We start from the raw sequence: 25,554 nt of genomic DNA, 5'->3' as shown, positions 1-25,554 counted from the left end.
TCGTCGGCACGGAGAATGTGGTTAGCCTGCCAAGCATGGCCACATCGCCTACCGCGCTCACCGCGTCAGAACTGCAATTGCGGGAGCAGGTTCGCGCATTCCTGGCCGAGGCGCTGCCCTGGGGCACTTTCGAGCCCGGCCTCGGGATGGGCGCTGAGGTTGATCGGGCCTTCTCCGTCGCGTTGGCCGAGCGTGGCTGGATCGGCATGGCGGTCCCAACTCGCTACGGCGGTCGTGACGCCACCGCCGTCGACCGCTTTGTCGTCGTCGAAGAGCTGCTGCGCTGGGGCGCCCCGGTAGGGCATCACTGGGTCGCCGACCGGCAGATCGCCCCGGTGCTATTGCGTTACGGCACCGAGGAGCAGAAGCAGTGGCTGTTACCCCGAATCTGCCGGGGCGAGTTGTGTTTTTGCATCGGCATGAGCGAGCCCGACGCCGGCAGCGACCTCGCGTCGGTGCGGACGCGAGGTGTGCGCGACACGGACGGCTGGCGAGTGTCGGGCACCAAGGTGTGGACGAGCAACGCCATGCACGCCGACTTCATGATCGCCCTATGCCGAACCGGTGAGGGCGAACGCCATGCGGGACTAAGCAGATTCCTGATCGATATGCGCAGCCCCGGCGTGACGGTCAAGCCGATCCCCTTCCTGAACGGCAGCACCGACCACTTCGCCGAGGTGGTCCTTGACGACGTGGCGGTCTCGGACGAGATGGTGATCGGCGAAATCGGGCAGGGCTGGGCGCAGAACGCCAGCGAGTTGGCCTTTGAGCGCAGCGGCCCGGACCGGTGGATCTCGACATTCCTACTCGTTCAGGAGTTCATCCGCGAATGCCCAGACCTGGCCGCCAGTCCCGCCAGCAGTCGGCTGATCGGCGAACTCGCGGCCCAGTACTGGGTGCTGCGACGGCTTTCGCTGACTGTGGCCCGGACAATCGATGCCGGCGGCACGCCCGCAGCCGAAGCTGCGCTCATCAAAGAGATGGGCACCCGGTTCGAACAGGATGTGGTGAACGCGCTACGCGACCTGTTGGACCGTGAGCTCATCAGCGGGCCACAGCCGTCGCTGTTCGAACGGTTGCTACGTCGCGCCGTGCTGGAGTCGCCGTCGTTCACCATCCGAGGTGGCACCAACGAGATACTGCGCTCTGTCGCAGCCAAAGGGTTGTCATGAGCGACAACGAACTATATAACTCAGCCGCCAAACTCTTTGCCGCGCACAGCCATGACGACCTACAACTATGGAATGCCCTCCAACAGAGCGGTTTCAGCGACGTCCCTGTTCCGGAAGAGCTGGGCGGGGCTGGCGGCAGCGTTGCCGACGCCGTCCAACTGCTTCGGGCCGCGGGAGCACACGCGGCGCCGGTCCCCATGGCTGAGGCAGGACTGGTCGGCGGGTGGCTCCTGGCGTCTGCAGGTCTCGCGCTGCCGGAGGGTGTTCGTACGGTACTGCCGCCTGGCGCCTCGCTCCGTCTCGACGGCGACCGGCTGTTCGGTCCAGTGCCCGCCATCACGTGGGGTCACCGCGCCGAACACGTCGTCGGCCTCGTCGACGGCGTCGTGGTGCTCGCACCCGGACCGGCGGCACCAGCGGGCGGCCCTGCGGTCAGTCGCGGAGTCAACTTTGCCGAGGAGCCCCGTGACACAGTGGTTTTCGACGGCGTGCAGGTAACGGCACGCGCCGACGCGCCGGACGGTGTCACCGAACAAACACTCTGGGAGCGCACCGCGCTGGGGCGTGCCGCGCTAATGGCCGGCGCGATAAGTGCCGTGGCGGCGATGACATTGCGCTACAGCCGCGAGCGTGAGCAGTTCGGGCGCCCCATCGGTCGTTTCCAGGCCGTGCAAACACATTTGGTCACCATCCACCAGCAGGCGGCCGTGGTCGCAGCGGCTGTCGACGGTGCGGTCGAAGCGGTCGAACTTGGCCGAGGCGGATTCGAAATCGCTTGCGCCAAAATGCTCGCCGACCGAGCCGCGCAGCTGGTGACGGCGGCCGCCCATCAGACGCATGGCGCTATCGGCATGACGAAGGAGTACCCCTTGCATTATCTGACCCGTCGACTCTGGGCCTGGCAAGACGAAGCCGGGGGACACCATCGCTGGGCGGACCGGCTCGGCGCGGCGCTGCTGGCCCGTGGACCCGACGCCCTGTACCCGGCCATCCAGTCCGGCTCCGAGGTTCTGCAATGAACCGACTGCTGCGCGATGACGGGGTCACGCTGGCTTTCCAGGTGCACAACGCGCAGGGCTCGGGCGTGCCTGTATTGCTCACGCACGGTTTCGGCGCGACCGCGGGTATGTGGGACCCGAATATCGCTGCCCTGAGCGTCGATCGGCCGGTGATCGTGTGGGACCAGCGCGGCCATGGCAGCAGCGACGCACCCGAGGACATGGACCGCTACAGCGAGGAGATCAGCGTTGCCGACATGGCGGCCATTCTCGACGCCGCGGGCGTCGAGCGGGCCGTGCTCGGCGGAATGTCGTTGGGCGGCTATCTATCTCTGGCCTTTCACCTCGTTCGCCCGCAGCGGGTGGCCGCGCTGGTTCTGGTCGACACGGGGCCGGGCTATCGCAACGACGAAGCCCGCAACAAGTGGAACGCGTGGGTAGAACGACGCGCCACGCAACTCGAGCGGGGCGAAACACCGGCAGACATGTCGGCCGAACTCAAGCAGGCGGTGCACGAGCATCCCGAGGGACTGCCCCGTTCCGCCCTCGGTGTCATGGCGCAAAAGGACGCTCGGGTCATCACGTCGCTCGACACCATCACGGTGCCCACGTTGGTGGTCGTCGGCGCCGACGACACCGACTTCCTGGCCAGTGCCGATTACATGCACCGCCGCATTCCCAATTCCTGCAAGGTCGTCATCGCCGATGCAGGGCATGCGGCGAACATGGACCAGCCCGAGGCGTTCAATGCAGCAGTGCGTGAATTTCTGGAAGAGCTATGACCTCAACGGATGTCACCGTCGAACTCGCCGGCCACGTGGCGGTGGTGGAAATGCATCGACCCCCGAACAATTACTTTGACACTGCTTTGATCAAGGGCATCGCCGATGCCTACGAGCGGCTGGACGACGATGTCGAATGCCGCGCAATTGTGTTGTGCGCAGAGGGAAAGCACTTCTGCGCCGGCGCCGACTTCTCGCGGCCCGCTGAGGATCGCTTGTCACCCGGTGAGCTTTACGCTCAGGCCATCCGGTTGTTCCGTACCGGCAGGCCCGTTGTCGCGGCGGTACACGGCGCCGCGATCGGCGGTGGCCTCGGACTTGCGCTCAGCGCAGACTTCCGGGTGGCCGCACCCTCCTCGAAATTTGCGGCCAACTTCAGTCGGCTCGGGTTTCATCCCGGCTTCGGGATCACGGCAACGTTGCCGCGTGTCGTCGGTCCGCAGAAAGCTCTCGAGTGGGTGCTCACTGGTGAGCGTTTCGGCGGTGAAATCGCCTGTGCGGCAGGGCTGGTCGATGAATTAGCCGCCGACGGTGATGTGCGCCCGGCAGCGATTCGGTTCGCCGAGCGCATCGCCGCATCGGCTCCCCTGGCATTGGTGAGTATCCGTGCCACGATGCGCGCCGGACTCGACGAGGCTGTCGCGGCGGCCATCGCACACGAGCTTGAAGAACAAACCCGACTGCAGGCGACCGCCGACTTCCGCGAGGGTGTGACAGCAGCAGCCGAGCGCCGACCTCCGATGTTCACCGGTCGCTGAACGTGACCAAACGCCCGGATTCCGTCAACCGCCGGCAGTTGATCCAGCTGGCAGGCAGCGTCGGTTTGGCGTCGATGGTCGGCGCCTGCTCAACCAAAGCCCGAGCTGCCACTTCCGCACCCCTGCTATGCCGAGATGCGTGGGGCGCGCGACCCGCCCGCCTCGGCGGCAAACCCCACAAGATCACCCGTCTGACGCTGCACCACGAGGCCGTCGTCCTCGGCGACAACCGTAATGCCCCGGGCCGCCTCAGACAGGACCAGCGATACCACCAAGACCAGCATGGATGGATCGACATCGCGTATCACGTGGGCGTCGACCGCAACGGCAACATCTACGAACTGCGGAGCACCGCGATTGCCGGCGACACTGCGACGGACTACGACACAACAGGCCATTTCCTGGTTCTGTGCCTAGGCGACTTCGATCAAGAGGCTGTCTCGGAGGCCCAGCTTCACGGAACTACTCTCGCGTTCGCTTGGGCCGCGCAGACATTCGGCATCGCGACCGGCACGCTGGCGGGTCATCGTGACTTTGCCCAGACATCTTGCCCTGGCGCGAACCTCTATGCGCATCTTTCTTCGGGTGATCTCAAGCGCCGTATTGACGGCGTGCTTGCCGCCGGCAGAGTGGACCTGCCGCTCTCTTGCGGACCCAACGCTTCCGCGAGAGTCGCGGCTATCGAGACTGGCAATTAACGGCTTTGATCCGTATCGAGAGCGATGACCCGCACCGCGGCTGACTTGCCCTTCAAGGCGTGGGACCCGCGATCGACGAGTCCGGGCGGTCGGGCAGCGAGCGCGTCGACGCAGGATTGCGTCAGAAGAATCGCGTCGCCCGTGGACTTGGTGAGCTGCTCGACGCGGGCTGCCACATTGACGGTGTCGCCGATCAGTGTGAACTTGAGCTTGCCTCCCCCGCCGATGGTGCCGGCGATAACGACACCGGTATTGATCCCGATGCCGATTCGAAGCGCGCCGCCGAATCGCTCCGCGACGAGACGCTGAATCCTAGCGGCGACGGACAACGCCGAGTCGGCGTGATCCGCGGGGTCGTTCGGTGCGCCGAAGACTGCTAACGCACCGTCGCCGAGGAACTTGTTGACATGGCCGCCGACGTCGACGACCGCAGGCACCACGATCTCCAAACAGCGCATTGAGCCGGGCGACCGTGTCCTCGGCGGTGTTCGCCTCGGCGAACGGGGTGAAGTCACGGATGTCGACGAACATCACGGTCACCTCGCGGCGCTCGCCGGTGAACACGTCATCGCCTTGCTCGAGCAGCCGCGAGGCCAGAGCCGGGTCGACGTAGGTGCCGAACGCACTCTGAAGTCGTTGTCGCTCAGCCAAACCCGCCTGCATCCGGTTGAACGACGCGGCCAATGCGCCGAGGTCGTCGTCCTGGACGACCGGCAGGCGCCGGCTGTAGTCCCCTGCGGCAACGCGTTCGGTCCCCTCCGCGAGGTCGCGAATTGGGACCAACGACGCTGCGAAACTCATGCCGAGGGTGAACGGCACCGCGTAGAAAAGCGCCTGCGCAGAAGCGAACACCAGGCACAGAACGGGCACGTCACGGACCCGACCAAACACGGCCGCCAGCATCGCGCCCGTGAGGGCGAACGCGAACCCTGCCGCCAGCAGCGACAAGTTAGCCCAACTGGCGAAAGTTGGACGTGAGCGGGGAAAGGAGTCACCGATCTCGCTGTCACCAGCCAGGGCGATCCTGGCTGGCCGCATGGCGGGTTCAAGGAAGCTGTGCATACCGAACAATGCCGCACCAGATCCGAACGCGGCGCCCAAGATCCCGTACTGGACTAGCCGCATCCCGTTCGCTCCCGCGACCACACCGACAACTATCAAAAGCACTGCGACGCAGACAGTCCTAAACCCCGTCGCTCGAACACCGGCGGCGCGACTCCAGCTGTAAGTGTCGTGCAGCGCCCTTGCACGATCGACCTCATGGCCAGCCGCCCAGCGTTGCGGGAGGCGGAACCGTCGGCTGCCGGGAAGAACCACCATGAACGACAACACCGCCACCGCGGGTCCTGCGAGCACCGGCAAAATGGAGAAGGGCCGCATCTCTGCGGCCCTTTAGTGGAGCTGCCGGGAATCGAACCCGGGTCCTACGGCATTCCCTCAAGGCTTCTCCGTGCGCAGTTCGCTTTGCCCTTACTCGGATCTCCCGGTCTCGCGAACTAGCCGGGACGGCGATCCCAGTCGCTGTTTGATGTCCCGATAGGCCCCGCGACCGAACCTATCGGTTGATCCCTCTAGCTGACGCCAGGCTCCGGGTCGAGGGAGTTCCCGGTCTGACGGACTAGCTGTCGCTTAGGCAGCGAGAGCGTAGTCGCGCTGATGTGAATCGGCGCTTATCTAGTTGCAACGACGCTTACGGTGGTCTCTTGCCTGCACCGGCACGCTTCCCTTGATTCGATGCGCGAAGTCGAAACCGTTCAGCCCCATGTCTTCGAGCATCCCCACCGACTTTCGGCAGGACAATCAATGGTACGCGATCTGTAACAATGGGCAACAGAATTATCATCCGCGCCCAGACGGTTGCTCAGATCACGTAGTTCAGGTGCTCGACGATCCGCGCGCCGACCTCGCGGTCGCCGTCCAGCTCTACGGGAGCGCTGGCCACCCGCCCGCCGGCCAGCCGGGTGAACAACAACCCGTCAACGCGGATCGTCGCCGTCGGCTCCAACCCGCCGAAGTCGTCGACCACCCGCCCGCGCCCGTCGACAACAACACGGATAACCCGCGCCAGCGGACCCGTCAGCTCAATGACAACCCGCGACCCGTCGGGCGCTCCGCCGAGTTTGCCCACCACGTAGCCCATGCTCGCCGCCATCTCGTCCAGCGCCAGCCGCGCCGCCGGCGAAGCCAGCTCCGCCTCGGACGGGGGCAGGCCCAGCGCCTCGCGGATGTCGTGCTCGTGCATCCAGCAGTCGAAGGTCCGGATCCGCATGAACCGGCCGTAGCTGTCCAGCCCCGCCGGCGTCGGCGTCACCGCGTTCCAGTCCTCGTCGGACATGTCCGTCAAACGCTTACGCCGATCCCGCGTCACCGCCAGGAACCGCTGGTGCAGCTCGGCGCCAGGTTCGCCGCTGAAAAACCGCACCCAGCACTCGTTCGTCGCGCCAAAGTCGTTGCGAATGTGCGCAAGCCCCGACACGTCGACGTCGGGCGTGGGCACCCCCGACAGCGTCGACTCGGTACCCACGATGTGCGCGATCACCGCGTGCACATCCCAGCCGGGCAGCGGCGTCGGGCTTCGCCACCGCTCCTCCGACAGCCCGGTCAGCAACCGCTCCAGCGCATCCCACGACGCAAACAGCCCGGCCAGTACGTCGGATTTGTCGAGTTCGGTGACCACGGCACCTGATGCTAGACGTCCGTCAAGAGGCGGTGATCATCGCGACCGCGACCATCGCCAGCACCATGCCGGTCGCCTGCCAGCGAGTCACTCGCTCCCGCAGCACCACCATCGCCAGCACGACGGTGGCTGCGGGGTACAGCGAGATCAGCATGCTCGCCAACGACAGCAACCACGCATGCAACGCCATCAGCATCGCGACGTTGGCGAAGGTGTCCAGCGCCGCGGCGGTCATTGCCAGTCGCAGCGGCGTCTTCGTCGGCAACTGAAAATTTCCGGTCGCCGCCGCCACGGCGAATACCAACACGCTCGCCGATGCTCGCGCGAAAAACAGCGGCCATAGCCGGCATTCCACCGGCGCCTGATGCAGCAGCACGAAGTCCAGGCCGAACGCCACCCCGGCGCCGACCGTCAACCACGCCACCCGTCGGGTGAACCGGTGGGTGCGAACGTCCTCGTCGTCGGGCGACTCCCGGCCGACCAGAAACACCGCGATCATGGCCAGCACGACGCCGACCGACGCCGTCTCGCCCGGTCGTTCCCCGAGCGCCACGCCGACCGCGATCGGCACGGCGGCGTTGAGCACCGCAGCCAACGGTGAGACCACCGAGATGGGTCCGGAACTCATCGCCGCGTAGAACCACCACACGCCGATCGCTTGGCTGAGCCCGTACAGCGAACCCCACAGGATGGCGCCCGGGTGAATCGGACCGCCGGCGTGGACCGCCAGCAGGCCAAGAAAGACGGACGCGACGGGATACGAGACCAGCATGACGCGCAACGCAGCCACGCGCCGCGCAGCTACACCCCCGACGAAGTCGCTGACGCCGTAGCTGACCGCGGACAGCTGGGCGTACGCCGCGCCGATCAGTTCATGCCCCTGGCGCGCCGTCCCAGCGCGCGCGCCACCTCACGTTGCGCGTCGCGCCGGGCCAAATCCTGACGTTTGTCGTGCGCCCGCTTCCCACGTGCCAAAGCGAGTTCTACCTTCACTTTTCCCTCGGAGAAATACAGCGACAACGGCACCAGCGCGAGGTTACCATCACGAATCTTGCCGATCAGGCCATCGATTTGGCGCCTGTGGAGCAACAGTTTGCGGGTACGACGCGGTTCATGATTCGTCCAGGTCCCATGGTGATATTCGGGAATATGCAGGTTGCGGAGCCAGACCTCGCCGTCGTCGACGGTGGCGTAGGCGTCGACCAGCGACGCCTTTCCCTCCCGCAGGCTTTTTACCTCAGTACCGAGCAAAACTATCCCGGTCTCGAACACTTCCAGGATCGAATAGTTGTGCCGCGCCTTGCGGTTGGTCGCGACGACATGCCTGGCTGGCTTAGCGGGCCCTCCCGGCTTCTTGGCCACAGTTACCGCCGCACGTACACGCGCAAGGTTGCATACGCCGTCAACCCCGCCATCGCCACACCCACCAACAGCAGAATCGGCGAGATGTAAAGGATGTCGGCGTAATCGACCGGTGCTATCAGATGGGCTTGGTAGAACTGGCTGAGCGCGTTCTCAAGGAAGAGCGCCCGCACCACCATCAGGCCGACGACGGCGATGACCACACCGACCGTTGCCGCCACCATCGCCTCGACCAGGAACGGCAATTGGGTGTACCAGCGGGTGGCGCCGACCAGTCGCATGATGCCGACCTCGGTGCGCCGGGTGTAGGCCGCCACCTGAACCATGTTGGCAATCAACAGGATCGCCCCGATCGCCTGTACCAGCGCGACAGCGAACGCGGCGTTGGATAGCCCGTCCAACACGGCGAACAGGCGGTCGATCAGGTCCTTCTCGTTGAGCACCTTGAGCACGCCAGGCTGACCCTGCATGGCGGAATCGAACTCCTTGTGCTGCTCCGGGTTTTCCAGTTTGACGATGAACGAGGCCGGAAACGAATCCTTGCCGGCCACGCCTTTGTATTCCGGAAACTTACGGATGGCGTCGTTGTAGGCATCTTCCTGGTTGAGGAACCGCACCGATTTGACGTCGTTACGCGCCTCGATCTTCTCGCGCAGCGCCCTACACGGGGCGCTGTCGCACGTCGAGTCGTTGGCCGAGATATCACCGGAAAGAAAGACCTGCGTCTCCACCCGGTCGAGATAGATGTTGCGGGAATTGTCGGCCAACCGGACGACCAGCAGACCCCCGCCGAACAGACCGATCGAGATGGCGGTGGTCAGGATCATCGCAACGGTCATGGTGACGTTGCGACGAAGACCGGTCAGGACCTCGTTGAGCAGGAATGAAAAGCGCACTCAGCGGTCCATCCCATAGACGCCGCGCTGTTCATCGCGCACCAGCCGGCCCAGTGACAGCTCCACCACCCGCTGGCGCATCGAGTCGACGATGTGATGGTCATGGGTGGCCATCAGCACGGTGGTCCCCGTGCGGTTGATTCGCTCCAGCAAGTCCATGATGTCCTGACTCGTGTCGGGGTCGAGGTTCCCGGTGGGCTCGTCGGCCAGCAGCACCAGCGGCCGGTTGACGAATGCGCGCGCGATCGCTACCCGCTGCTGCTCGCCGCCGGACAGCTCGGCCGGCAGCCGGTTGGCCTTTCCAGACAGACCGACCATCTCCAGCACGTCGGGCACCACCCGGTTGATCGTCTCGGGCTTCTTGCCGATGACCTCCAAAGCGAAGGCGACGTTCTCGAACACCGTCTTCTGCTGCAGCAGCCGGAAATCCTGGAAGACGCAGCCGATCACCTGGCGCAGCTTCGGGATGTGGCGGCCGGGCAACGTGTTGACATGAAACTTCGACACCCGCACGTCGCCGGTGGTGGGATTCTCGGCGCCCAGCAGCAGCCGCATGAACGTGGACTTGCCCGAGCCGGACGGACCGATGAGGAAGACGAACTCACCCTTGTCGATCTTGACGTTGATGTTGTCGAGCGCCGGTCGCGCCGACGACTTGTACTGCTTGCTGACATGGTCGAGGGTGATCATCACGGCACGCCAGTGTAACCGCGAGTTTCGCTGAGGCCGACCACGCTACGGAATGGGCGGTGGCGCAGGCGCCGGGCCGGGCGGTAGCGGCGGTGTCGACGTCGTCGTGCCCGGACCAAAGGGCGGCGGCAGCACGGGCAGTTGGAACGGCGGCGGCGGTGTGGTCGTGGTCGTCGTCGTAGTCGGTGGTGTGGTGGTCGTCGTTGTGGTCGTGGTGGTCGTCGGGGTCCACGTCCGGGTGGGCGGCAGTTGCAATCTGCTGCGCGGCACCCAGGTGTAGTTGGGGTCGGGCACGTAGCCCGGCGGGACCACCTGAGTGGCCGGCACCTGGGTCGGGGTCGACGACTGGGTGGCGTGCTTGTTGGTGTCGTACACCCACCACACCGCCACGAACGCGACGACAAGCACCACCGTGGACGTGCGCACATGGCCACCGAACAAGTAACCCGGCCAGCCGCGCTCGGCGTCCTGGCGGATCTTTTTCAACCGGTCGAGGGAAAAGAACTTCACTTGGTCGGTTCCTGCGTCTCTTGTTCGGCGGTGCTGGCGATCGCGCCGACCGTCGGCCGCGTGTCGACCGCGGTGACGATGCCGGCACGAGCCAGTGCCCGCACAACCAGCACGCGCAGCTCGCGACCCGCCTGGAATTGCTTGCCGGGCAGCGTGCGGGCCACCAACCGCAGCGTGACGGTGTCCACCTCGATGCTCTCCACGCCCATCACCGTGGGGGCGTCGAGCAGCAACTCCCCCAGCACCTCGTCGTCACGGGCATGCTCGCACTCCTGGCGCAGCACGTCGTTGACCAGGTTCAGGTCGGACGTGGTGGATACCGGGATGTCGACGACGGCGCGCGCCCAGTCCTTCGACAGGTTCACCGATTTGACGATCTGGCCGTTGGGCACGGTGAACACCTCGCCGTCCGGCGAGCGCAACTTGGTCACCCGCAGCGTGACGTTCTCGACAGTGCCGGCGGCGTCGGTCGGCGACCCGAGGATGGTGAGCTCCACCAGATCGCCGAACCCGTACTGCTTTTCGGCGATGATGAAGAACCCGGACAGCAGATCCTTTACCAGCTGCTGGGCGCCGAAGCCCAGCGCCGCCCCCACCACCGTCGCGGGCGCCACCAGACCCTTCACCGAAATATTCAGGATGTCGAGGAGCTGGACGGCCACTGCGATCGCGATCAGGACGACCGAAACCCAGGAGATCACCGAGGCCACCGCCTGCCGGTGCTTGGTGGCCTCCGAACGCACCAAGGCATCGCTCTCGGCGAACCCCACGTCGAGGCGCTCAGTCACTTTTTGCGCCAGCCAATTGACGAAGCGGGCCGCCAGCACCGCCCCGATCAGCAGCAAAACAATGCGCAGGCCGCTGGTGAGAATCCATTGGCGGATGTCGCCGCGCCAGATGTCGTGCCACGGCTCAGCTACCGCTATCGCGAGAACTGTTGTGTCAGTCGTCATCTCGCCTGTTGCGCCACCGGATCCCCGCCTCCAGGAATCCGTCGATGTCCCCGTCCAGCACGGCCGTCGGATTACCCACCTCGTATTCGGTGCGCAGATCCTTGACCATCTGGTACGGGTGCAGTACGTAAGACCGCATCTGGTTGCCCCAGGAGCTGCCGCCTTCACCCTTCAGGGCGTCGAGCTCAGCACGTTCTTCTAACCGCTTGCGCTCCAACAACTTTGCCTGAAGAACCCGCATCGCCGCCACCTTGTTCTGCAGCTGCGACTTTTCGTTCTGACAGGTGACGACGATCCCGGTCGGGATGTGGGTCAGTCGCACCGCCGAGTCGGTGGTGTTCACCGACTGCCCGCCGGGACCGCTGGAGCGGTAGACGTCCACCCGCACGTCGCCTTCGGGAATGTCGATGTGGTCGGTGGTCTCCACCACGGGAAGCACCTCGACCTCGGCGAACGACGTCTGGCGCCGGCTCTGGTTGTCGAAGGGGCTGATCCGCACCAGCCGATGCGTGCCCTGTTCGACCGAAAGCGTGCCGTAGGCGAACGGGGCGTGCACGGCGAACGTCGCGCTTTTGATCCCGGCTTCTTCGGCGTACGACGTGTCGAACACCTCGACGGGATAGTTGTGCTGCTCGGCCCAGCGGATGTACATCCGCATCAGCATCTCCGCCCAGTCGGCGGCGTCCACCCCGCCGGCGCCGGAGCGGATGGTGACCAGCGCCTCGCGCTCGTCGTACTCGCCGGACAGCAGGGTGCGGACCTCCATGGCCTCGATGTCGGCGCGCAGCGCCTTGAGCTCGGCGTCGGCCTCGGCCAGCTCGTCCGCACTGCCCTCCTCGGTGGCCAGCTCGTAGAGCACCGGCAGGTCGTCGAGGCGACGGCGCAGCTCTTCGACACGACGCAGCTCGCCCTGGGTGTGGGAGAGCTCGCTGGTCACCTTCTGCGCGCGGGTCTGGTCGTCCCAGAGGTGCGGGTCGGAGGCCTCATGTTCGAGCTTCTCGATGCGACTCCGCAGACCCTCGACATCGAGCACCCGCTCCACGGTGGTCAGCGTGGAGTCAAGGGCGGCGATGTCGGCCTGACGGTCGGGTTCCACAGCTGCTCACGTTACCGGCCCTGGCACTCGCGGCGACCGATGCAGCCCGCGAAGCGGGGTGAGGAGGAGCCGGGCAATGGGCCTTAGCGGGGCCTACGCGGTAGTAGCCGTTTAGCATCGGGGTGTATGCGCCCCTTCCACGTCGCGATCGTCGGCTCCGGCCCGTCGGGATTCTTCGCCGCGGCATCCCTGTTGAAGGCCGCCGACGCGTCGGACCAGCTCGACGTCGCGGTGGACATGCTGGAGATGCTGCCCACCCCGTGGGGGCTGGTGCGCTCGGGCGTCGCGCCCGATCACCCCAAGATCAAGTCGATCAGCAAGCAGTTCGAGAAGACGGCCGACGACCCCCGCTTCCGGTTTTTCGGCAACGTGGTGGTCGGTGAGCATGTAGAAGCAGCAGAGCTCGCCGAGCACTATGACGCGGTGATCTACGCAGTCGGCGCGCAGTCGGACCGATCGCTGAACATTCCCGGCGAGGATTTGCCGGGCAGCATCGCCGCCGTCGACTTCGTGGGCTGGTACAACGCCCACCCGCACTTCGAGAAGATGACCCCGGATCTGTCCGGTGCCCGCGCCGTCGTGGTCGGCAACGGCAACGTGGCGCTCGACGTCGCCCGGATCCTGGTCACCGACCCGGACGTGCTGGCGCAGACCGACATCGCCGACCACGCGCTGGAATCACTGCGCCCGTGCGGCGTCGAGGAAGTGGTGATCATCGGCCGGCGCGGGCCGCTGCAGACCGCGTTCACCACGCTGGAGTTGCGTGAGCTGGCCGACCTCGAAGGGGTGGACGTCGTGGTCGACCCGGCCGATCTGGAGGGCATCAGCGACGACGACGCGGCCGCGGTGGGCAAGACCTGTAAGCAGAACATCAAGGTGCTGCGCGACTATGCGGGCAAGACGCCGCGCCCCGGTCACCGCCGAATCGTGTTCCGGTTCTTCACCTCTCCGATCGAGATCAAGGGCGACGGCAAAGTCGAGCAGATCGTGCTCGGGCGCAACGAGCTGGTGAGCGACGACAGCGGGCGGGTGGTGGCCAAGGACACCGGCGCACGCGAGGAGCTACCCGCGCAGCTGGTGGTGCGCTCGGTGGGCTATCGCGGCGTCCCCACGCCGGGCCTGCCGTTCGACGAACGCAGCGGAACGATTCCCAACACCGACGGCCGGGTGCACGGCAGCCGCAACGAGTACGTCGTCGGCTGGATCAAGCGGGGCCCCACCGGGGTGATCGGCACCAACAAAAAGGACTCCCAGGACACCGTCGATACCCTGCTCGACGACCTGTCGCGGGGCAGCCTCGCCGATTTCGGTCCCGACCACACCGACAAGCTGGCCGAGTGGCTGGCGTCGCGGCAGCCCAAACTCGTCACCGATGCGCACTGGAAGCTGATCGACGAGTACGAGCGCTCTGCCGGCGAGCCGCACGGCCGGCCGCGGGTCAAGCTGGCCAGCCTGGCCGAGCTGCTGCGCGTCAGCCACGGTTAAGCCGCAAGCAGACGCAGAATCGCACGTTCGGCCACGGCATCGTGCGATTCTGCGTCTGCTCGGCGATCCTGCCAGCACAACTGCTCGCGCAGTGGTATCACGGACTCGGAGGCGTAGGCGTAATCCGACGGCAGCCACCACTGAAGGATCCTCACCTGATCCGCCGGAACGGCGTCATCGTCCCGGGTCGGGCTAGGAGCACACGGACGTGGTTGACACGGCAGACGTCAGGAGCAGGAGCCAACCGTCGCCCGGTGATGAGCGTGTCGACGCCGCCACCGCCGGGCAGTCGCCGCGCGCCTTGCTGGCGCCGCTGCTGCCGGGCGGCGAACCCGTCGAATCGCTGCTGCGCAAGGCGCAGTACTTCACCGCCGGCACACCCACTGCCGACCACCGCGAGGTGCACCGGCGCGGCGGTCGCGGTGCCGAGGAGTTCTATCGCGAGCGCTGGCGGCACGGCAAAGAAGTGCGCTCGACACACGGGGTGAACTGCACCGGCTCGTGCTCGTGGAAGGTGTTCGTCAAGGAAGGCATCATCGCCTGGGAGACCCAGGCCACCGACTACCCGTCGGTCGGACCGGACAGCCCCGAGTATGAGCCACGCGGCTGCCCGCGGGGCGCGTCGTTTTCCTGGTACACCTATTCGCCGTCGCGGGTGAAGTTTCCCTATGTCCGCCAGCCGCTGCTGGAGATGTGGCGGGAAACCCGTGCGCGCCTTGGTGATCCGGTCGAGGCGTGGGCCGAGATCACGGCCGACCCGCAGCGCACCGCGCTGTACAAGCAGAATCGCGGCAAGGGCGGGTTCTTGCGGTCGACGTGGAACGAGGTCAGCGAGCTGATCGCGGCCGCCCATGTGCACACGATCAAGACCTACGGCCCGGACCGGGTGGTGGGCTTCTCGCCGATCCCGGCGATGTCGCAAGTCTCCTATGCGGCGGGCACCAGGTTCCTGTCGATGATCGGCGGCACCATCCTGTCGTTCTACGACTGGTACGCCGACATGCCGCTGGCCTCGCCGCAGGTGTACGGCGACCAGACCGACGTGCCGGAGTCCGGTGACTGGTGGAACGCCGCGTACCTGATCATCTGGGGCACCAACCTGCCGATCACCCGCACCCCCGACGCGCACTTCATGGTCGAGGCCCGCTACCGCGGGCAGAAGGTCGTCGTCGTCAGCCCCGACTACTCCGATCACACCAAGTTCGCCGACGACTGGCTGGCGTGTGCGCCCGGCGCCGACGGAGCGCTGGCGATGGCGATGGGCCACGTGGTGCTGTCCGAGTTCTTCCGTGACCGCCAGGTGCCCTACTTCCAGCAGTACGTGAAGACCTACACCGACCTGCCGTTCCTGGTGACCCTGAAAGAGCGCGGCGACGCCTGTGTGCCCGACCGATTCCTGACCGCCGCCGATCTCGGCCATGACGACGAACGCGCCGCGCACCAGACCGTGCTGCTGGATTCGGCGACCGGAGAACCCGTCGTCCCCAACGGCACACTGGCCGACCACTACACCGATGCCGGCAAGGGCAAGTGGAACCTCGACCTTGGTGACGTCGACCCGCAGCTGAGCTTGTACGGCAACGAGGCCGTTGCAATTGACCTGCCCCGCTTCGACATCGGGGACACCGAGGGCGGCGCGGCGATCCGCCGCGGCATCCCGGTGATGCGAATCGGCGACAAGCTGGTGACGACGGTGTTCGACCTGCTGATGGCTCACTACGCGGTGCGCCGCGACGGGCTGCCCGGCGAGTGGCCCACCGGCTACGACGATGCGTCGCAACCGTACACACCGGCTTGGCAGGAGGCGATCACCTCGGTGCCCGCCGCTGCGGCAACACGGGTGGCACGCGAATTCGCCCGCAGCGCAGAGCTTTCCAAGGGCCGGTCGATGATCGCGATGGGCGCGGGCACCAACCACTGGTTCCACTCGGACCAGATCTACCGCACCTTCTTCACGCTGACCATGCTGTGCGGCTGCCAGGGCGTCAACGGCGGCGGCTGGGCCCACTACGTCGGCCAGGAGAAGGTGCGCCCGCTCACCGGGTGGCAACAGGTCGCGTTCGCGCTGGACTGGCAGCGTCCTACCCGGCACATGACCGGCACGTCGTTCTTCTACCTGCATACCGACCAGTGGCGCTACGAGCAGTTCGGCGCCGACGAACTGTCCAGCCCGCTGGGCCCCGGCCTGTTCCGCGGCAAGGCAGTCGTGGACGCGCTGGCCCAGGCCTCCCGGCTGGGCTGGACGCCCACCTTCCCCACCTTCGACCGCAACACCCTGGATTTGGCCGACGCGGCCGCCGAGGCCGGCAAGAGCGTCGCGGACTACGTGGTCGACGAACTACAAGGCGGCCGTTTGCAATTCGCCGGTGAAGACCCGGACAACCCAGTGAACTTCCCGCGGGTGCTGACGGTGTGGCGGGCCAACCTGCTGGGGTCGTCGGGCAAGGGCATGGAGTATTTCATGAAGCATCTCCTCGGCACGCACAACGCGGTGCGCGCCGAGGAGACACCCGAGGAGCTGCGCCCGACCGAGGTGCGCTGGCGAGACGAAGCACCTTGCGGCAAGCTGGATTTGGCCGTCGCCATCGACTTCCGGATGACCAGCACCTGCTCGTATTCCGACATCGTGTTGCCCGCCGCCACCTGGTACGAGAAGCACGACATCTCCACCACCGACATGCACCCCTTCGTGCACTCGTTCAACCCGGCCATTGCCCCGCCCTGGGATGCGCGCACCGACTTCGACGCGTTCGCCACCATCGCCCGCGACTTCTCCCGGCTGGCCGCCAAGCACCTGGGCACCCGCACCGACGTGATCGCCGCGCCGCTGCTGCACGACACCGCCGACGAGCTGGCCCAGCCCGGCGGGGTGGTGCGCGACTGGCGCTACGGCGAATGCGAGCCGGTTCCGGGCACGACCATGCCGAAGTTGGTGACCGTCGAACGCGACTACGGCGCGGTCGCCGAGAAGATCGCCGCGCTGGGCCCGCTTGTCGAGACGGCCGGCACCGCCGTCAAGGGCGTGGCCTGGAAACCCGTTGCGGCCGTGGACTTTCTGGCCCGCAAGAACGGCACCGTGCACGGCGGGGTCGCCGACGGGCGGCCGTCGCTGGCCCGCGACATCCACATGGCGGAGGCCATTCTGGCGTTGTCGGGCACCACCAACGGGGCTGTCGCACTGCAAGGCTGGGAGGCGCTCGAGGAGCGCACCGGCATGCGGCTGGCCGACCTGGCCGAGGAGCGCGCCGGTGAACACATCACGTTCGAGGACACCCAGATCCAGCCGCGCTCGGTGATGACCTCACCGGAGTGGTCGGGCAGCGAGACCGGCGGGCGCCGCTACTCGCCGTTCGTCGTCAACGTCGAACGCAAGAAACCCTGGCACACACTGACCGGCCGGATGCACTTTTTCCTCGACCACGACTGGATCGCCGAATACGGTGAGTGGCTGCCGGTCTACCGGCCGCCGCTGAACTACTCGAGGCACTTCGGCAACCAGGCACTCGGCGAGGAAGGGCGGCCCGACGTCACCGTGCGCTACCTCACCCCGCACTCCAAGTGGTCGATTCACTCGGAGTACCAGGACAACCTGCACATGCTGCGGCTGTTCCGGGGCGGGCCGGTGATCTGGATGAGCCCGGCCGACGCCGCCACCATCGGTGTGGCCGACAACGATTGGATCGAGGCCTACAACCGCAACGGCGTGGTGGCCTGCCGGGCTGTCGTCACCCACCGGATGCCCAAGGGCACGGTGTTCATGTACCACGCCATGGACCGGCATCTGATGACCCCGAAGTCCGAGGTGTCGGGATGGCATGGCGGCGGCGACAATTCGCTGACCCGGTTGGCGGTCAAACCGACCCACATGATCGGCGGATACGCCCAAATGTCGTTCGGTTTCAACTACTACGGCCCCACCGGTAACCAGCGCGACGAGATCACCGTCATCCGCCGCCGCTCGCAGGAGGTGCAGTACTGATGCGGGTGATGGCGCATGTGGCGATGGTGATGAACCTGGACAAGTGCATCGGCTGCCACACCTGCACAGTCACCTGCAAGCAGGTGTGGACCAACCGGCCGGGAACCGAGTACGTCTACTTCAACAACGTCGAAACCAAGCCGGGCATCGGCTACCCCAAACGCTATGAGGACCAGGAACAGTGGCACGGCGGCTGGACACTGGACCGCAAGGGCCGGTTGCAGCTCAAGGCGGGCGGCCGGCTGCGCAAACTGCTGTCCATCTTCTACAACCCGGACTTGCCCAGCATCGACGACTACGGCGATCCGTGGACGTATGACTACCAGACCGTCATCGAGGCGCCGCTGGGCACCGCCAACCCCAGCGCGCATTCGATATCGGCGCTGACCGGACGTGACATGACCGTGCAGTGGGGCAGCAACTTCGACGACGACCTGGCCGGTGCGCCGAAGTTCGCTGTCGACGATCCGAACCTGGCCGGTCTCGAGGACCGGGTGAAGATGGAGTTCGAGCAGGTCTTCATGTTCTACCTGCCGCGCATCTGCGAGCACTGCCTCAACCCATCGTGTGTGGCGTCCTGCCCGTCGGGGGCGATGTACAAGCGCGCCGACGACGGCATCGTACTGGTAGACCAGGACCGCTGCCGCGGCTGGCGGTTCTGCGTGTCCGGATGTCCTTACAAGAAGGTGTATTTCAACCACCGCACGGGCAAGGCGGAGAAATGCACCTTCTGCTATCCGCGCACCGAGCAGGGCATGCCGACCGTCTGCTCGGAAACCTGCGTGGGCCGGCTGCGCTATCTGGGGCTGTTCCTCTACGACGCCGACAAGGTGCTGGCCGCGGCTGCCACGCCCGACGTCCAGGACCTCTACGAGGCGCAGCTCGGCGTGTTCTTGGACCCCAACGACCCGGCCGTGCAGGCCGAGGCGGCCCGTGCGGGCATCCCCCACGACTGGATTCAGGCCGCGCAGCGCTCCCCGGTCTACGAGCTGGCCGTGCGCCATAAGGTCGCGCTGCCGCTGCACCCGGAATTCCGCACCCTGCCGATGGTCTGGTACATCCCGCCGCTGTCGCCGGTCGCCGACGTCGTCAATGCCGCCGGCTACGACGACAACCCCGACAACGTGTTCGCGACCATCGACGCGCTGCGCATCCCGATCGAATACCTGGCCAACCTGTTCACCGCCGGCGACGCCGAGGTGGTGCGCACGGTGTTGCGCAAATTGGCTGCGGTGCGGGCAATTCAGCGCGCCGGGCAGCTCGGGCTCGACGTCGACGAGAACCTGCCCGCCTCGGTCGGCGCCACCACCGACGATCTCGCCGACCTGTATCGGCTGCTGGCCATCGCGAAATACGAAGAGCGTTATGTGATTCCGCCAGCCCACACCGAAGAGGCCGGCAAGCTGATGGGTCAGCACGAGCAGCTGTTCTGCAGCCTCGACACCGACGGCGGGCCCGGCATGGGCGGCGACGGACCACCCGAAGCCGACGGTCGCAGAAGAGGTTTCAACCTACTGAATTGGAACGGCAGGGACCGGCTGCCGGGAATGTTCCCGAAGGCGGACAAGCAGTGAACACCCAGACGATCAAGCTGGCCTCGGTTTTGCTGCAATACCCGACGGCAGCACTGTTCGACGGCCTCGACGCGCTCGAGAAATTCGCCGCCGGCACCACCCCGAAGCCGGCACGGGAATCGTTCGGCCGATTCCTGGGCTGGCTGCGCGCCACCCCACCCAGCGAAGTGGCGCAGCACTACGTGCAGACATTCGACCTACACCGGCGGTGCACGCTGTATCTGACCTACTACCGATACGGCGACACCCGCAAGCGGGGCATGGCCATGGTCATCTTCAAAACCGCCTACCGCGACGCCGGTTTCGTCCCCTCCGACGACGAGTTACCCGACTACCTGCCGATGGTGCTCGACTTCGCCGCACTGTGTCCGCGCGGCCAGCGGCTGCTCGTGGGACACCGTGCAGACCTGGAGTTGTTGCGGCGCAACCTGACGAAGGCCGAGTCGCCGTACGCCGACGTGGTTGCCGCCGTGATCGCCGACCTGCCGGGGCTGGGCAAGCGGGAGCTGGAACAGGTGCGGGCGGCCTGGGACGCCGGCCCCCCGCGCGAAGACGTAGGCCTGGAGCCGTTCGCCCCGCCCGAATATCTGTCGGGCTATGGGACCGGAAGCGGGGGTGCGCCATGGCAACCATGACCACCTGGAACATCTGGTGGTGGGTGATCCTGCCCTACATCGCGCTCGTCGTCTTCGTCGTCGGGCACATCTGGCGCTGGCGCTACGACCAGTTCGGCTGGACCAGCCGCTCGACGCAGCTGCAGGAGCGGCGGCTGCTCAAATGGGGCTCGCCGCTGTTTCACTACGCCACGTTCGCCGCGATCGTCGGGCACATCCTGGGCATCCTGGTGCCCAAAGAGTTCACCGACTGGCTCGGCATCCCCGAGACCTGGTATCAGGACTTCTCCGCCGTCGCCGGGTCGACCGCCGCCGTCGGCATCCTGATCGGGGCCGGGATACTGACGTTTCGCCGCACCGCCATCCCCCGCGTGCGTGCCACCACCAGCGCCGTTGACTACCTGGCGCTGATCCTGCTCGGGATCATCGTGCTGCTGGGCATTTTCCTGACCCTCGGCATCGAGGACACCTCGCACTACGAATACCGCAACACCGTCGGCGTTTGGTTCCGCAGCCTGTTCGCCTTCCACCCGGACGTCAAGGCGATCACCAGCGCGCCATGGCTCTACCAGGTGCACGCCGTCGCGTCGTGGGCGATCTTCCTCGTGTGGCCGTTCAGCCGCCTGGTGCACGCGTGGAGCTATCCGCTGTGGTACTTGTGGCGGCCCTATATTGTCATCCGCAGCCGTGTCGCGAAGCAGCCCCAAGAGCCGGGCACCGGCGGGCGGAAGTGGCGAAAGATTGGTGTCCCCTACTGAGACCGACCGGGCAACCGGTGTCCGCGAAGCGGTACGAACGCTGCATCCCGGCTACTTCGCGCTGGTGATGGCCACCGGCATCGTGTCGATCGGGATGCACAACCACGGCATGTACGCCCTTTCGGTGGTATTGCTGTGGCTGGGCTTTTTGTTCTTCGCCGTCCTGGTGGTGCTTACCACGGCACGAATCATCGTTTTCCGCGCCGACTTCTTCGCGGACCTGCGCGACCCACGTCGCGCCTTCGGGTCCTTCACGTTCGTTGCCGGCGCCGACGTGCTCGGCACCCGGCTGGCCGTCGACACCCATTACCGGATCGCGTTGGTGCTGTTGCTGGTCGGTTCGCTGGCCTGGCTGGTTCTGGGCTATGTAGTCCCCTGGGCCGCGGTGTTGCGCACCACGCACCGGCCGGTGCTGCAACACGCCAACGGCACCTGGTTCATCTGGGTGGTGGCCAGCGAATCGGTCGCGGTGCTCGCGGCCGCGCTGGAGCCCGAACTCGAAACCGGCCGGCGCGAACTGGCATTGCTGGCGGTGCTGTGCTGGTCGGTCGGGGTGTTTCTCTACGGCGCCGCCGGCATCTTCGTCGGCGCGCGGATGCTGCTGTACGGGCTGCGACCCGAGGACCTCACCCCGCCGCTGTGGGTGTCGATGGGCGCCACCGCGATCACCGTGGTCGCCGGCGCCCGGATCGTGGAGATGGCGCACGCGCCCATGGTCGACGCCACCAGCGGCCTGATCGCCGGAATGTCGGTGGTGTTCTGGGCCTTCGGAACCTGGCTGATCCCGCCGCTGATCGGCGCCGGCATCTGGAAGCACGTGGTGCATCGCATCCCGCTGCGCTACGAGGCGCCGCTGTGGAGCGTGGTGTTCCCGCTCGGCATGTACGGGGTGGGCGGCGACTACCTGGGTAAGGCCGACCGCCTGCCGATCGTGGAATACATCGGCGCCGACGAAAGCTGGATCGCCCTGGCGGCGTGGGTCCTCACTTTCGTCGCGATGCTGCACCACCTGGTGACCACGCTCGGCTTCGGTGCGGGCCGTGCCCGTCCCGGGGCCGACGAGCATGGGCCGGACCGGGACTCGCTGGTCGCCACCGACTCCGACACTGCGCGTTAACGCTTTGCTGTTGCAGGCCCCGCCGACTGCGGAATGCGCCGGCCCGTGTTCGCGTTCTTCTGTGATACAGATCACAACAGAGAGGAGCACCCACAGGAGAAGCGAGCCATGGGCATAGCAATCGATGTCGAGGGACTGAGCAAGTCCTTCCGATCCCAGCGAATTTTCGAGGACGTCTCACTGACGCTCCCCGAAGGTGAGGTCAGCGTGCTGTTAGGCCCGTCCGGCACCGGCAAATCGGTGTTCCTGAAGTGTCTCATCGGTTTGCTGAAGCCTGAGCGCGGCAAGATCGTGGTCAACGGCGTCAACATCGTCGAGTGCTCGGCCCGCGAGCTCAACGAGATCCGCACCCTGTTCGGCGTGATGTTCCAGGACGGCGCGCTGTTCGGGTCGATGAACCTCTATGACAACACCGCGTTCCCGCTGCGCGAGCACACCAAGAAGAAGGAAAGCGAAATCCGTGACATCGTCATGGAGAAGCTGGCCCTGGTCGGTCTGGCCGGCGATGAAAAGAAGTATCCCGGGGAGATCTCCGGCGGTATGAAAAGCGTGCCGGGCTGGCCCGCGCGCTGGTGCTCGACCCGCAGATCATCCTCTGCGACGAGCCCGACTCCGGTCTGGACCCGGTACGCACCGCCTATCTTTCCCAGCTGCTCATCGACATCAACGCCCAAATGGACTGCACGATCCTGATTGTCACCCACAACATCAACATCGCCCGCACGGTGCCCGACAACATGGGCATGCTGTTTCGCCGCAAGCTGGTCATGTTCGGCCCGCGCGAGGTGCTTTTGACCAGCGACGAGCCCGTGGTCAAGCAATTCCTCAACGGCCGGCGGATCGGCCCGATCGGCATGAGCGAGGAAAAGGACGAGGCCACCATGGCCGAGGAGCAGGCCCACCTGGAGGCCGGCCACCACGGCGGCGGCGTCGAGGAGATCGAGGGCGTCCCGCCGCAGATCACCCCGACCCCGGGCATGCCCCAGCGCAAAGCCGTCAAGCGTCGCCAGGAGCGGGTCCGCAAGAACCTGCACCTGCTGCCGGAAAAAGCGCAAGAAGCAATCCTGGAGTCGTTCGGGGAGACCCGGACCGAGCAATTGGTGAGCTAGCCGGCCGGCGGCTCGGACGGCGCGAAATTCCAGTTGTCCGGGTTCTTCTGCGAGTACACCACCGGCAGCAGCTGACCCATCGTCGGCCACTCCTCGACATTGACGGCCATGCGCTGATAGACGGGATGCTCGTTGACGGTCGGCCCGTTGATCACCCCGGCGATCGTGACGAACTGCTCGCCGGTGGCGTCGGGCCGCGGGCTGACACCGGTCACGAGGAGGGTGCCGCTCACCGCGTCGGCGGCCCGTCGCTGACGCAACTTGGGCGCCAGGAGCACCAGCACCGCCCCGATCAGCAAAAGCAGCACACCGATGTCCCAGCCCACCTGGCCATGGTAGGACTACCACCATGACGCGCCCCGACGATCTCGCGGTGGCGCTGGCGCTGGCCGATCGTGCCGACGCGGTGACGCTGGCCCGGTTCGGCGCACTGGATCTGCAGGTCGACACCAAGCCGGACCTCACGCCGGTGACGGACGCCGACCGGGCCGTCGAAACAGAGGTGCGCGACGCGCTTGCCCGCGACCGTCCCGACGACAGCATTGTCGGCGAAGAGTTCGGCGGCTCAACGACTTTCAGCGGCCGGCAGTGGGTTGTCGACCCGATCGACGGCACCAAGAACTTCGTGCGCGGCGTGCCGGTGTGGGCCAGTCTGATCGCGTTGCTCGACGACGGCATCCCGCGCGTCGGGGTCGTCAGCGCACCGGCGCTGCAACGGCGGTGGTGGGCGGCCAGCGGCGCGGGCGCGTTCGCGACGGTCGGCGACTCCGCGCCGCGGCGGATCTCGGTGTCCTCGGTGGCCGAGATCAGCGCGGCCAGCCTGTCGTTTTCCAGCCTGTCCGGGTGGGCGCAGCTCGGGCTGCGTGACCGCTTCGTCCAACTGACCGACGACGTGTGGCGGGTGCGCGCCTACGGCGACTTCTGGTCGTACTGTCTGGTGGCTGAGGGCGCCGTGGACATCGCCGCCGAGCCGGAGGTGTCGGTGTGGGATCTGGCCGCACTCGACGTCCTGGTGCGCGAGGCGGGCGGCACGTTCACGAGCCTGGACGGCAGGGCCGGCCCGCACGGCGGCACCGCGGTTGCCACCAACGGTCTACTACACGAGCAGGTGCTGACCCGTCTGCGCGCGTAACCTGAGCGTCGGGAGCACCGATGAGTGATCCGTCCACGATCCCGACGAAGTACTGGCATCGCCTGGGCGACGGCCGGATTCAGTGCGACGTGTGTCCGCGGGCCTGCAAGTTGCACGAGGGCCAGCGCGGCCTGTGCTTCGTCCGCGGCCGCTTCGGTGATCAGATTCAGCTCACCAGTTACGGTCGCTCGAGCGGGTTCTGCGTCGACCCGGTCGAGAAGAAGCCGCTCAACCACTTCCTGCCCGGCTCGGCCGTGCTGTCGTTCGGCACCGCGGGTTGCAACCTCGCCTGCAAGTTCTGCCAGAACTGGGACATCTCCAAGTCCCGCGAGACCGATACGCTGGCCAGCCGGGCCGCGCCGGCAGACATCGCCCGCGTAGCCGACGAATTAGGTTGCCGCAGCGTTGCTTTCACCTACAACGACCCGACCATCTTCTTCGAATACGCCGCTGATGTTGCCGACGCCTGCCACGAGCGGGGCATCAAATCGATTGCGGTGACGGCGGGCTACATGTGTCCCGAACCGCGCGCGGAGTTCTACCGGCACATCGACGCCGCCAACGTCGACCTCAAGGCGTTCACCGAAGACTTCTACCGCAAGGTGTGCGTCGGGCATCTCGACGACGTGCTGGACACCTTGGTCTACCTGTGCCGCGACACCGACGTGTGGGTGGAGATCACCACGCTGCTGATCCCCGGCCGCAACGACAGCGACGCCGAAATCGCCGCGGAGTGCGCATGGATCGCCGAGCACCTGGGCGTCGATGTGCCGGTGCACTTCACCGCATTCCACCCGGACTACAAGATGACCGACACACCGCCGACGCCGCCGGCGACGCTGATCCGGGCCCGCCGGATCGGCTTCGGAGAAGGCCTGCGCTACGTCTACACCGGAAACATCCATGACCCCGACGGCGGAACCACCTCGTGTCCTGGGTGCGGATCGGCGGTCGTGGTGCGCGACTGGTATGCGATGCGCCATTACGCGCTGACCGACGACGGCCGCTGCCGCGAGTGCGGTTTCCGGGTGGCCGGTGTGTACGACGGCCCAGTCGGGCGTTGGGGTCCGCGGCGGCTACCGCTGCTGACCAGCCTGTCCGGGATGTGAAGTATTTAACAGGCGCCTTCTATCTTACTCCAGAGTAAGATCAGCGGTACCGCATTGGCCCAATGACCGTGCTCAATCAAAAGGC

At 66.3% G+C, this 25,554-nt stretch carries 22 protein-coding genes, 1 other RNA gene and 2 pseudogenes; 14 read left to right on the top strand and 11 right to left on the bottom strand.

Annotated elements, in window-relative coordinates; all coding sequences use genetic code 11:
* Positions 1–35 precede the first annotated feature (35 nt).
* The 5 genes from AWB95_RS04435 to AWB95_RS04415 are packed head-to-tail and all read left to right on the top strand — an operon-like array spanning position 36 to position 4,408.
* Entirely contained in the window at positions 36–1,172 is a 1,137-nt protein-coding gene (locus tag AWB95_RS04435; RefSeq protein ID WP_062539484.1) for an acyl-CoA dehydrogenase family protein, read from the top strand.
* Positions 1,169–2,191 carry an acyl-CoA dehydrogenase family protein gene (locus AWB95_RS04430; protein ID WP_062539483.1) on the top strand — a complete coding sequence of 341 codons (1,023 nt, stop codon included), beginning with the start codon at positions 1,169–1,171 and terminating at the stop codon, positions 2,189–2,191. Before AWB95_RS04435 ends, AWB95_RS04430 begins: the two co-directional genes overlap by 4 nt.
* Positions 2,188–2,952 (top strand): alpha/beta fold hydrolase, encoded by a 765-nt coding sequence (locus AWB95_RS04425; RefSeq protein ID WP_062539482.1) that lies wholly within the window; start codon positions 2,188–2,190, stop codon positions 2,950–2,952. The genes AWB95_RS04430 and AWB95_RS04425 overlap by 4 nt, the downstream gene beginning before the upstream one ends.
* The gene (locus AWB95_RS04420; RefSeq protein ID WP_062539481.1) at positions 2,949–3,710 is read left to right on the top strand and encodes an enoyl-CoA hydratase/isomerase family protein; all 762 of its coding nucleotides are present in this window, start codon (positions 2,949–2,951) and stop codon (positions 3,708–3,710) included. The genes AWB95_RS04425 and AWB95_RS04420 overlap by 4 nt, the downstream gene beginning before the upstream one ends.
* A gap of 2 nt (positions 3,711–3,712) precedes the next feature.
* A complete protein-coding gene (locus AWB95_RS04415) occupies positions 3,713–4,408 on the top strand; it encodes a peptidoglycan recognition protein family protein (protein WP_238600878.1) in 696 nt (231 codons plus the stop codon).
* Here the strand turns inward: AWB95_RS04415 and AWB95_RS04410 are convergent.
* The 10 genes and pseudogenes from AWB95_RS04410 to prfB form a co-directional block, all read right to left on the bottom strand.
* A pseudogene (locus tag AWB95_RS04410) lies at positions 4,405–5,788 on the bottom strand (adenylate/guanylate cyclase domain-containing protein). The gene AWB95_RS04415 and the pseudogene AWB95_RS04410 sit on opposite strands and share 4 nt — an antisense overlap.
* A 13-nt stretch (positions 5,789–5,801) precedes the next feature.
* Positions 5,802–6,170: a transfer-messenger RNA gene (gene ssrA, locus AWB95_RS04405) on the bottom strand.
* 99 nt (positions 6,171–6,269) lie between these two features.
* The gene (locus tag AWB95_RS04400) at positions 6,270–7,085 is read right to left on the bottom strand and encodes a maleylpyruvate isomerase family mycothiol-dependent enzyme (RefSeq protein ID WP_062539480.1); all 816 of its coding nucleotides are present in this window, start codon (positions 7,083–7,085) and stop codon (positions 6,270–6,272) included.
* 22 nt (positions 7,086–7,107) lie between these two features.
* Positions 7,108–7,956, bottom strand: coding sequence for an EamA family transporter (locus AWB95_RS04395; RefSeq protein ID WP_084707043.1), 849 nt, complete (start codon positions 7,954–7,956; stop codon positions 7,108–7,110).
* Complete coding sequence (smpB, locus tag AWB95_RS04390) at positions 7,953–8,447, bottom strand: SsrA-binding protein SmpB (protein ID WP_062539479.1); 495 nt, start codon at positions 8,445–8,447, stop codon at positions 7,953–7,955. Before smpB ends, AWB95_RS04395 begins: the two co-directional genes overlap by 4 nt.
* A gap of 2 nt (positions 8,448–8,449) precedes the next feature.
* The gene (ftsX, locus tag AWB95_RS04385) at positions 8,450–9,343 is read right to left on the bottom strand and encodes a permease-like cell division protein FtsX (protein ID WP_062539478.1); all 894 of its coding nucleotides are present in this window, start codon (positions 9,341–9,343) and stop codon (positions 8,450–8,452) included.
* Positions 9,344–10,033, bottom strand: coding sequence for a cell division ATP-binding protein FtsE (gene ftsE / locus AWB95_RS04380; RefSeq protein ID WP_062539500.1), 690 nt, complete (start codon positions 10,031–10,033; stop codon positions 9,344–9,346).
* Positions 10,034–10,078: 45 nt separating this feature from the next.
* Positions 10,079–10,543: an Rv3103c family proline-rich protein gene (locus tag AWB95_RS04375; protein WP_062539477.1), complete on the bottom strand. Its 465-nt coding sequence runs from the start codon at positions 10,541–10,543 to the stop codon at positions 10,079–10,081.
* Complete coding sequence (locus AWB95_RS04370) at positions 10,540–11,496, bottom strand: mechanosensitive ion channel family protein (RefSeq protein WP_062539476.1); 957 nt, start codon at positions 11,494–11,496, stop codon at positions 10,540–10,542. Before AWB95_RS04370 ends, AWB95_RS04375 begins: the two co-directional genes overlap by 4 nt.
* Complete coding sequence (prfB, locus tag AWB95_RS04365; protein WP_062539475.1) at positions 11,486–12,592, bottom strand: peptide chain release factor 2; 1,107 nt, start codon at positions 12,590–12,592, stop codon at positions 11,486–11,488. The genes AWB95_RS04370 and prfB overlap by 11 nt, the downstream gene beginning before the upstream one ends.
* 126 nt (positions 12,593–12,718) lie before the next feature.
* Here prfB and AWB95_RS04360 point away from each other — a divergent pair, with 126 nt between their 5' ends.
* From AWB95_RS04360 to AWB95_RS04330, 7 genes and pseudogenes are all read left to right on the top strand, one after another.
* Positions 12,719–14,077 carry an FAD-dependent oxidoreductase gene (locus AWB95_RS04360; protein ID WP_062539474.1) on the top strand — a complete coding sequence of 453 codons (1,359 nt, stop codon included), beginning with the start codon at positions 12,719–12,721 and terminating at the stop codon, positions 14,075–14,077.
* A gap of 304 nt (positions 14,078–14,381) precedes the next feature.
* A complete protein-coding gene (locus AWB95_RS04355) occupies positions 14,382–18,056 on the top strand; it encodes a nitrate reductase subunit alpha (protein ID WP_062539499.1) in 3,675 nt (1,224 codons plus the stop codon).
* Positions 18,056–19,630, top strand: a complete 1,575-nt coding sequence (gene narH, locus AWB95_RS04350; RefSeq protein ID WP_062539473.1) for a nitrate reductase subunit beta — start codon at positions 18,056–18,058, stop codon at positions 19,628–19,630. The genes AWB95_RS04355 and narH overlap by 1 nt, the downstream gene beginning before the upstream one ends.
* Entirely contained in the window at positions 19,627–20,265 is a 639-nt protein-coding gene (narJ, locus tag AWB95_RS04345) for a nitrate reductase molybdenum cofactor assembly chaperone (RefSeq protein ID WP_062539472.1), read from the top strand. The genes narH and narJ overlap by 4 nt, the downstream gene beginning before the upstream one ends.
* Positions 20,253–21,002 carry a respiratory nitrate reductase subunit gamma gene (gene narI / locus AWB95_RS04340; protein ID WP_238600877.1) on the top strand — a complete coding sequence of 250 codons (750 nt, stop codon included), beginning with the start codon at positions 20,253–20,255 and terminating at the stop codon, positions 21,000–21,002. The genes narJ and narI overlap by 13 nt, the downstream gene beginning before the upstream one ends.
* Positions 20,989–22,119: a tellurite resistance/C4-dicarboxylate transporter family protein gene (locus AWB95_RS04335; protein WP_269745726.1), complete on the top strand. Its 1,131-nt coding sequence runs from the start codon at positions 20,989–20,991 to the stop codon at positions 22,117–22,119. The genes narI and AWB95_RS04335 overlap by 14 nt, the downstream gene beginning before the upstream one ends.
* A gap of 108 nt (positions 22,120–22,227) precedes the next feature.
* Positions 22,228–23,228: pseudogene (locus tag AWB95_RS04330) on the top strand (ABC transporter ATP-binding protein).
* On the opposite strand, the gene AWB95_RS04325 reads toward AWB95_RS04330, so the two are convergent.
* On the bottom strand, positions 23,225–23,554 hold the full coding sequence (locus AWB95_RS04325) for a hypothetical protein (RefSeq protein WP_085167714.1): 330 nt from the start codon (positions 23,552–23,554) through the stop codon (positions 23,225–23,227). The pseudogene AWB95_RS04330 and the gene AWB95_RS04325 overlap by 4 nt on opposite strands.
* Before the next feature lie 23 nt (positions 23,555–23,577).
* Here AWB95_RS04325 and hisN point away from each other — a divergent pair, with 23 nt between their 5' ends.
* Together hisN and amrS are read left to right on the top strand one after the other, a co-directional pair.
* Positions 23,578–24,360 (top strand): histidinol-phosphatase, encoded by a 783-nt coding sequence (hisN, locus tag AWB95_RS04320; RefSeq protein ID WP_085167712.1) that lies wholly within the window; start codon positions 23,578–23,580, stop codon positions 24,358–24,360.
* A gap of 20 nt (positions 24,361–24,380) precedes the next feature.
* Positions 24,381–25,469: an AmmeMemoRadiSam system radical SAM enzyme gene (gene amrS, locus AWB95_RS04315; protein WP_062539757.1), complete on the top strand. Its 1,089-nt coding sequence runs from the start codon at positions 24,381–24,383 to the stop codon at positions 25,467–25,469.
* Positions 25,470–25,554 lie beyond the last annotated feature (85 nt).

The organism is Mycobacterium celatum (assembly GCF_002101595.1).
Taxonomy (GTDB): Bacteria; Actinomycetota; Actinomycetes; order Mycobacteriales; family Mycobacteriaceae; genus Mycobacterium; species Mycobacterium celatum.
This window is presented reverse-complemented; position numbering and strand designations above follow the sequence as displayed.

What these genes read in the sequence shown, in the direction of transcription:
- AWB95_RS04435 (WP_062539484.1), top strand. Translation starts at nt 36, where the DNA reads ATGGCCACATCGCCTACCGCGCTCACCGCGTCAGAACTGCAATTGCGG.
- AWB95_RS04430 (WP_062539483.1), top strand. Translation starts at nt 1,169, where the DNA reads ATGAGCGACAACGAACTATATAACTCAGCCGCCAAACTCTTTGCCGCG.
- AWB95_RS04425 (WP_062539482.1), top strand. Translation starts at nt 2,188, where the DNA reads ATGAACCGACTGCTGCGCGATGACGGGGTCACGCTGGCTTTCCAGGTG.
- AWB95_RS04420 (WP_062539481.1), top strand. Translation starts at nt 2,949, where the DNA reads ATGACCTCAACGGATGTCACCGTCGAACTCGCCGGCCACGTGGCGGTG.
- ftsE (WP_062539500.1), bottom strand. Translation starts at nt 10,033, where the DNA reads ATGATCACCCTCGACCATGTCAGCAAGCAGTACAAGTCGTCGGCGCGA.
- AWB95_RS04370 (WP_062539476.1), bottom strand. Translation starts at nt 11,496, where the DNA reads ATGACGACTGACACAACAGTTCTCGCGATAGCGGTAGCTGAGCCGTGG.
- AWB95_RS04360 (WP_062539474.1), top strand. Translation starts at nt 12,719, where the DNA reads ATGCGCCCCTTCCACGTCGCGATCGTCGGCTCCGGCCCGTCGGGATTC.
- narH (WP_062539473.1), top strand. Translation starts at nt 18,056, where the DNA reads ATGCGGGTGATGGCGCATGTGGCGATGGTGATGAACCTGGACAAGTGC.
- narI (WP_238600877.1), top strand. Translation starts at nt 20,253, where the DNA reads ATGGCAACCATGACCACCTGGAACATCTGGTGGTGGGTGATCCTGCCC.
- hisN (WP_085167712.1), top strand. Translation starts at nt 23,578, where the DNA reads ATGACGCGCCCCGACGATCTCGCGGTGGCGCTGGCGCTGGCCGATCGT.
- amrS (WP_062539757.1), top strand. Translation starts at nt 24,381, where the DNA reads ATGAGTGATCCGTCCACGATCCCGACGAAGTACTGGCATCGCCTGGGC.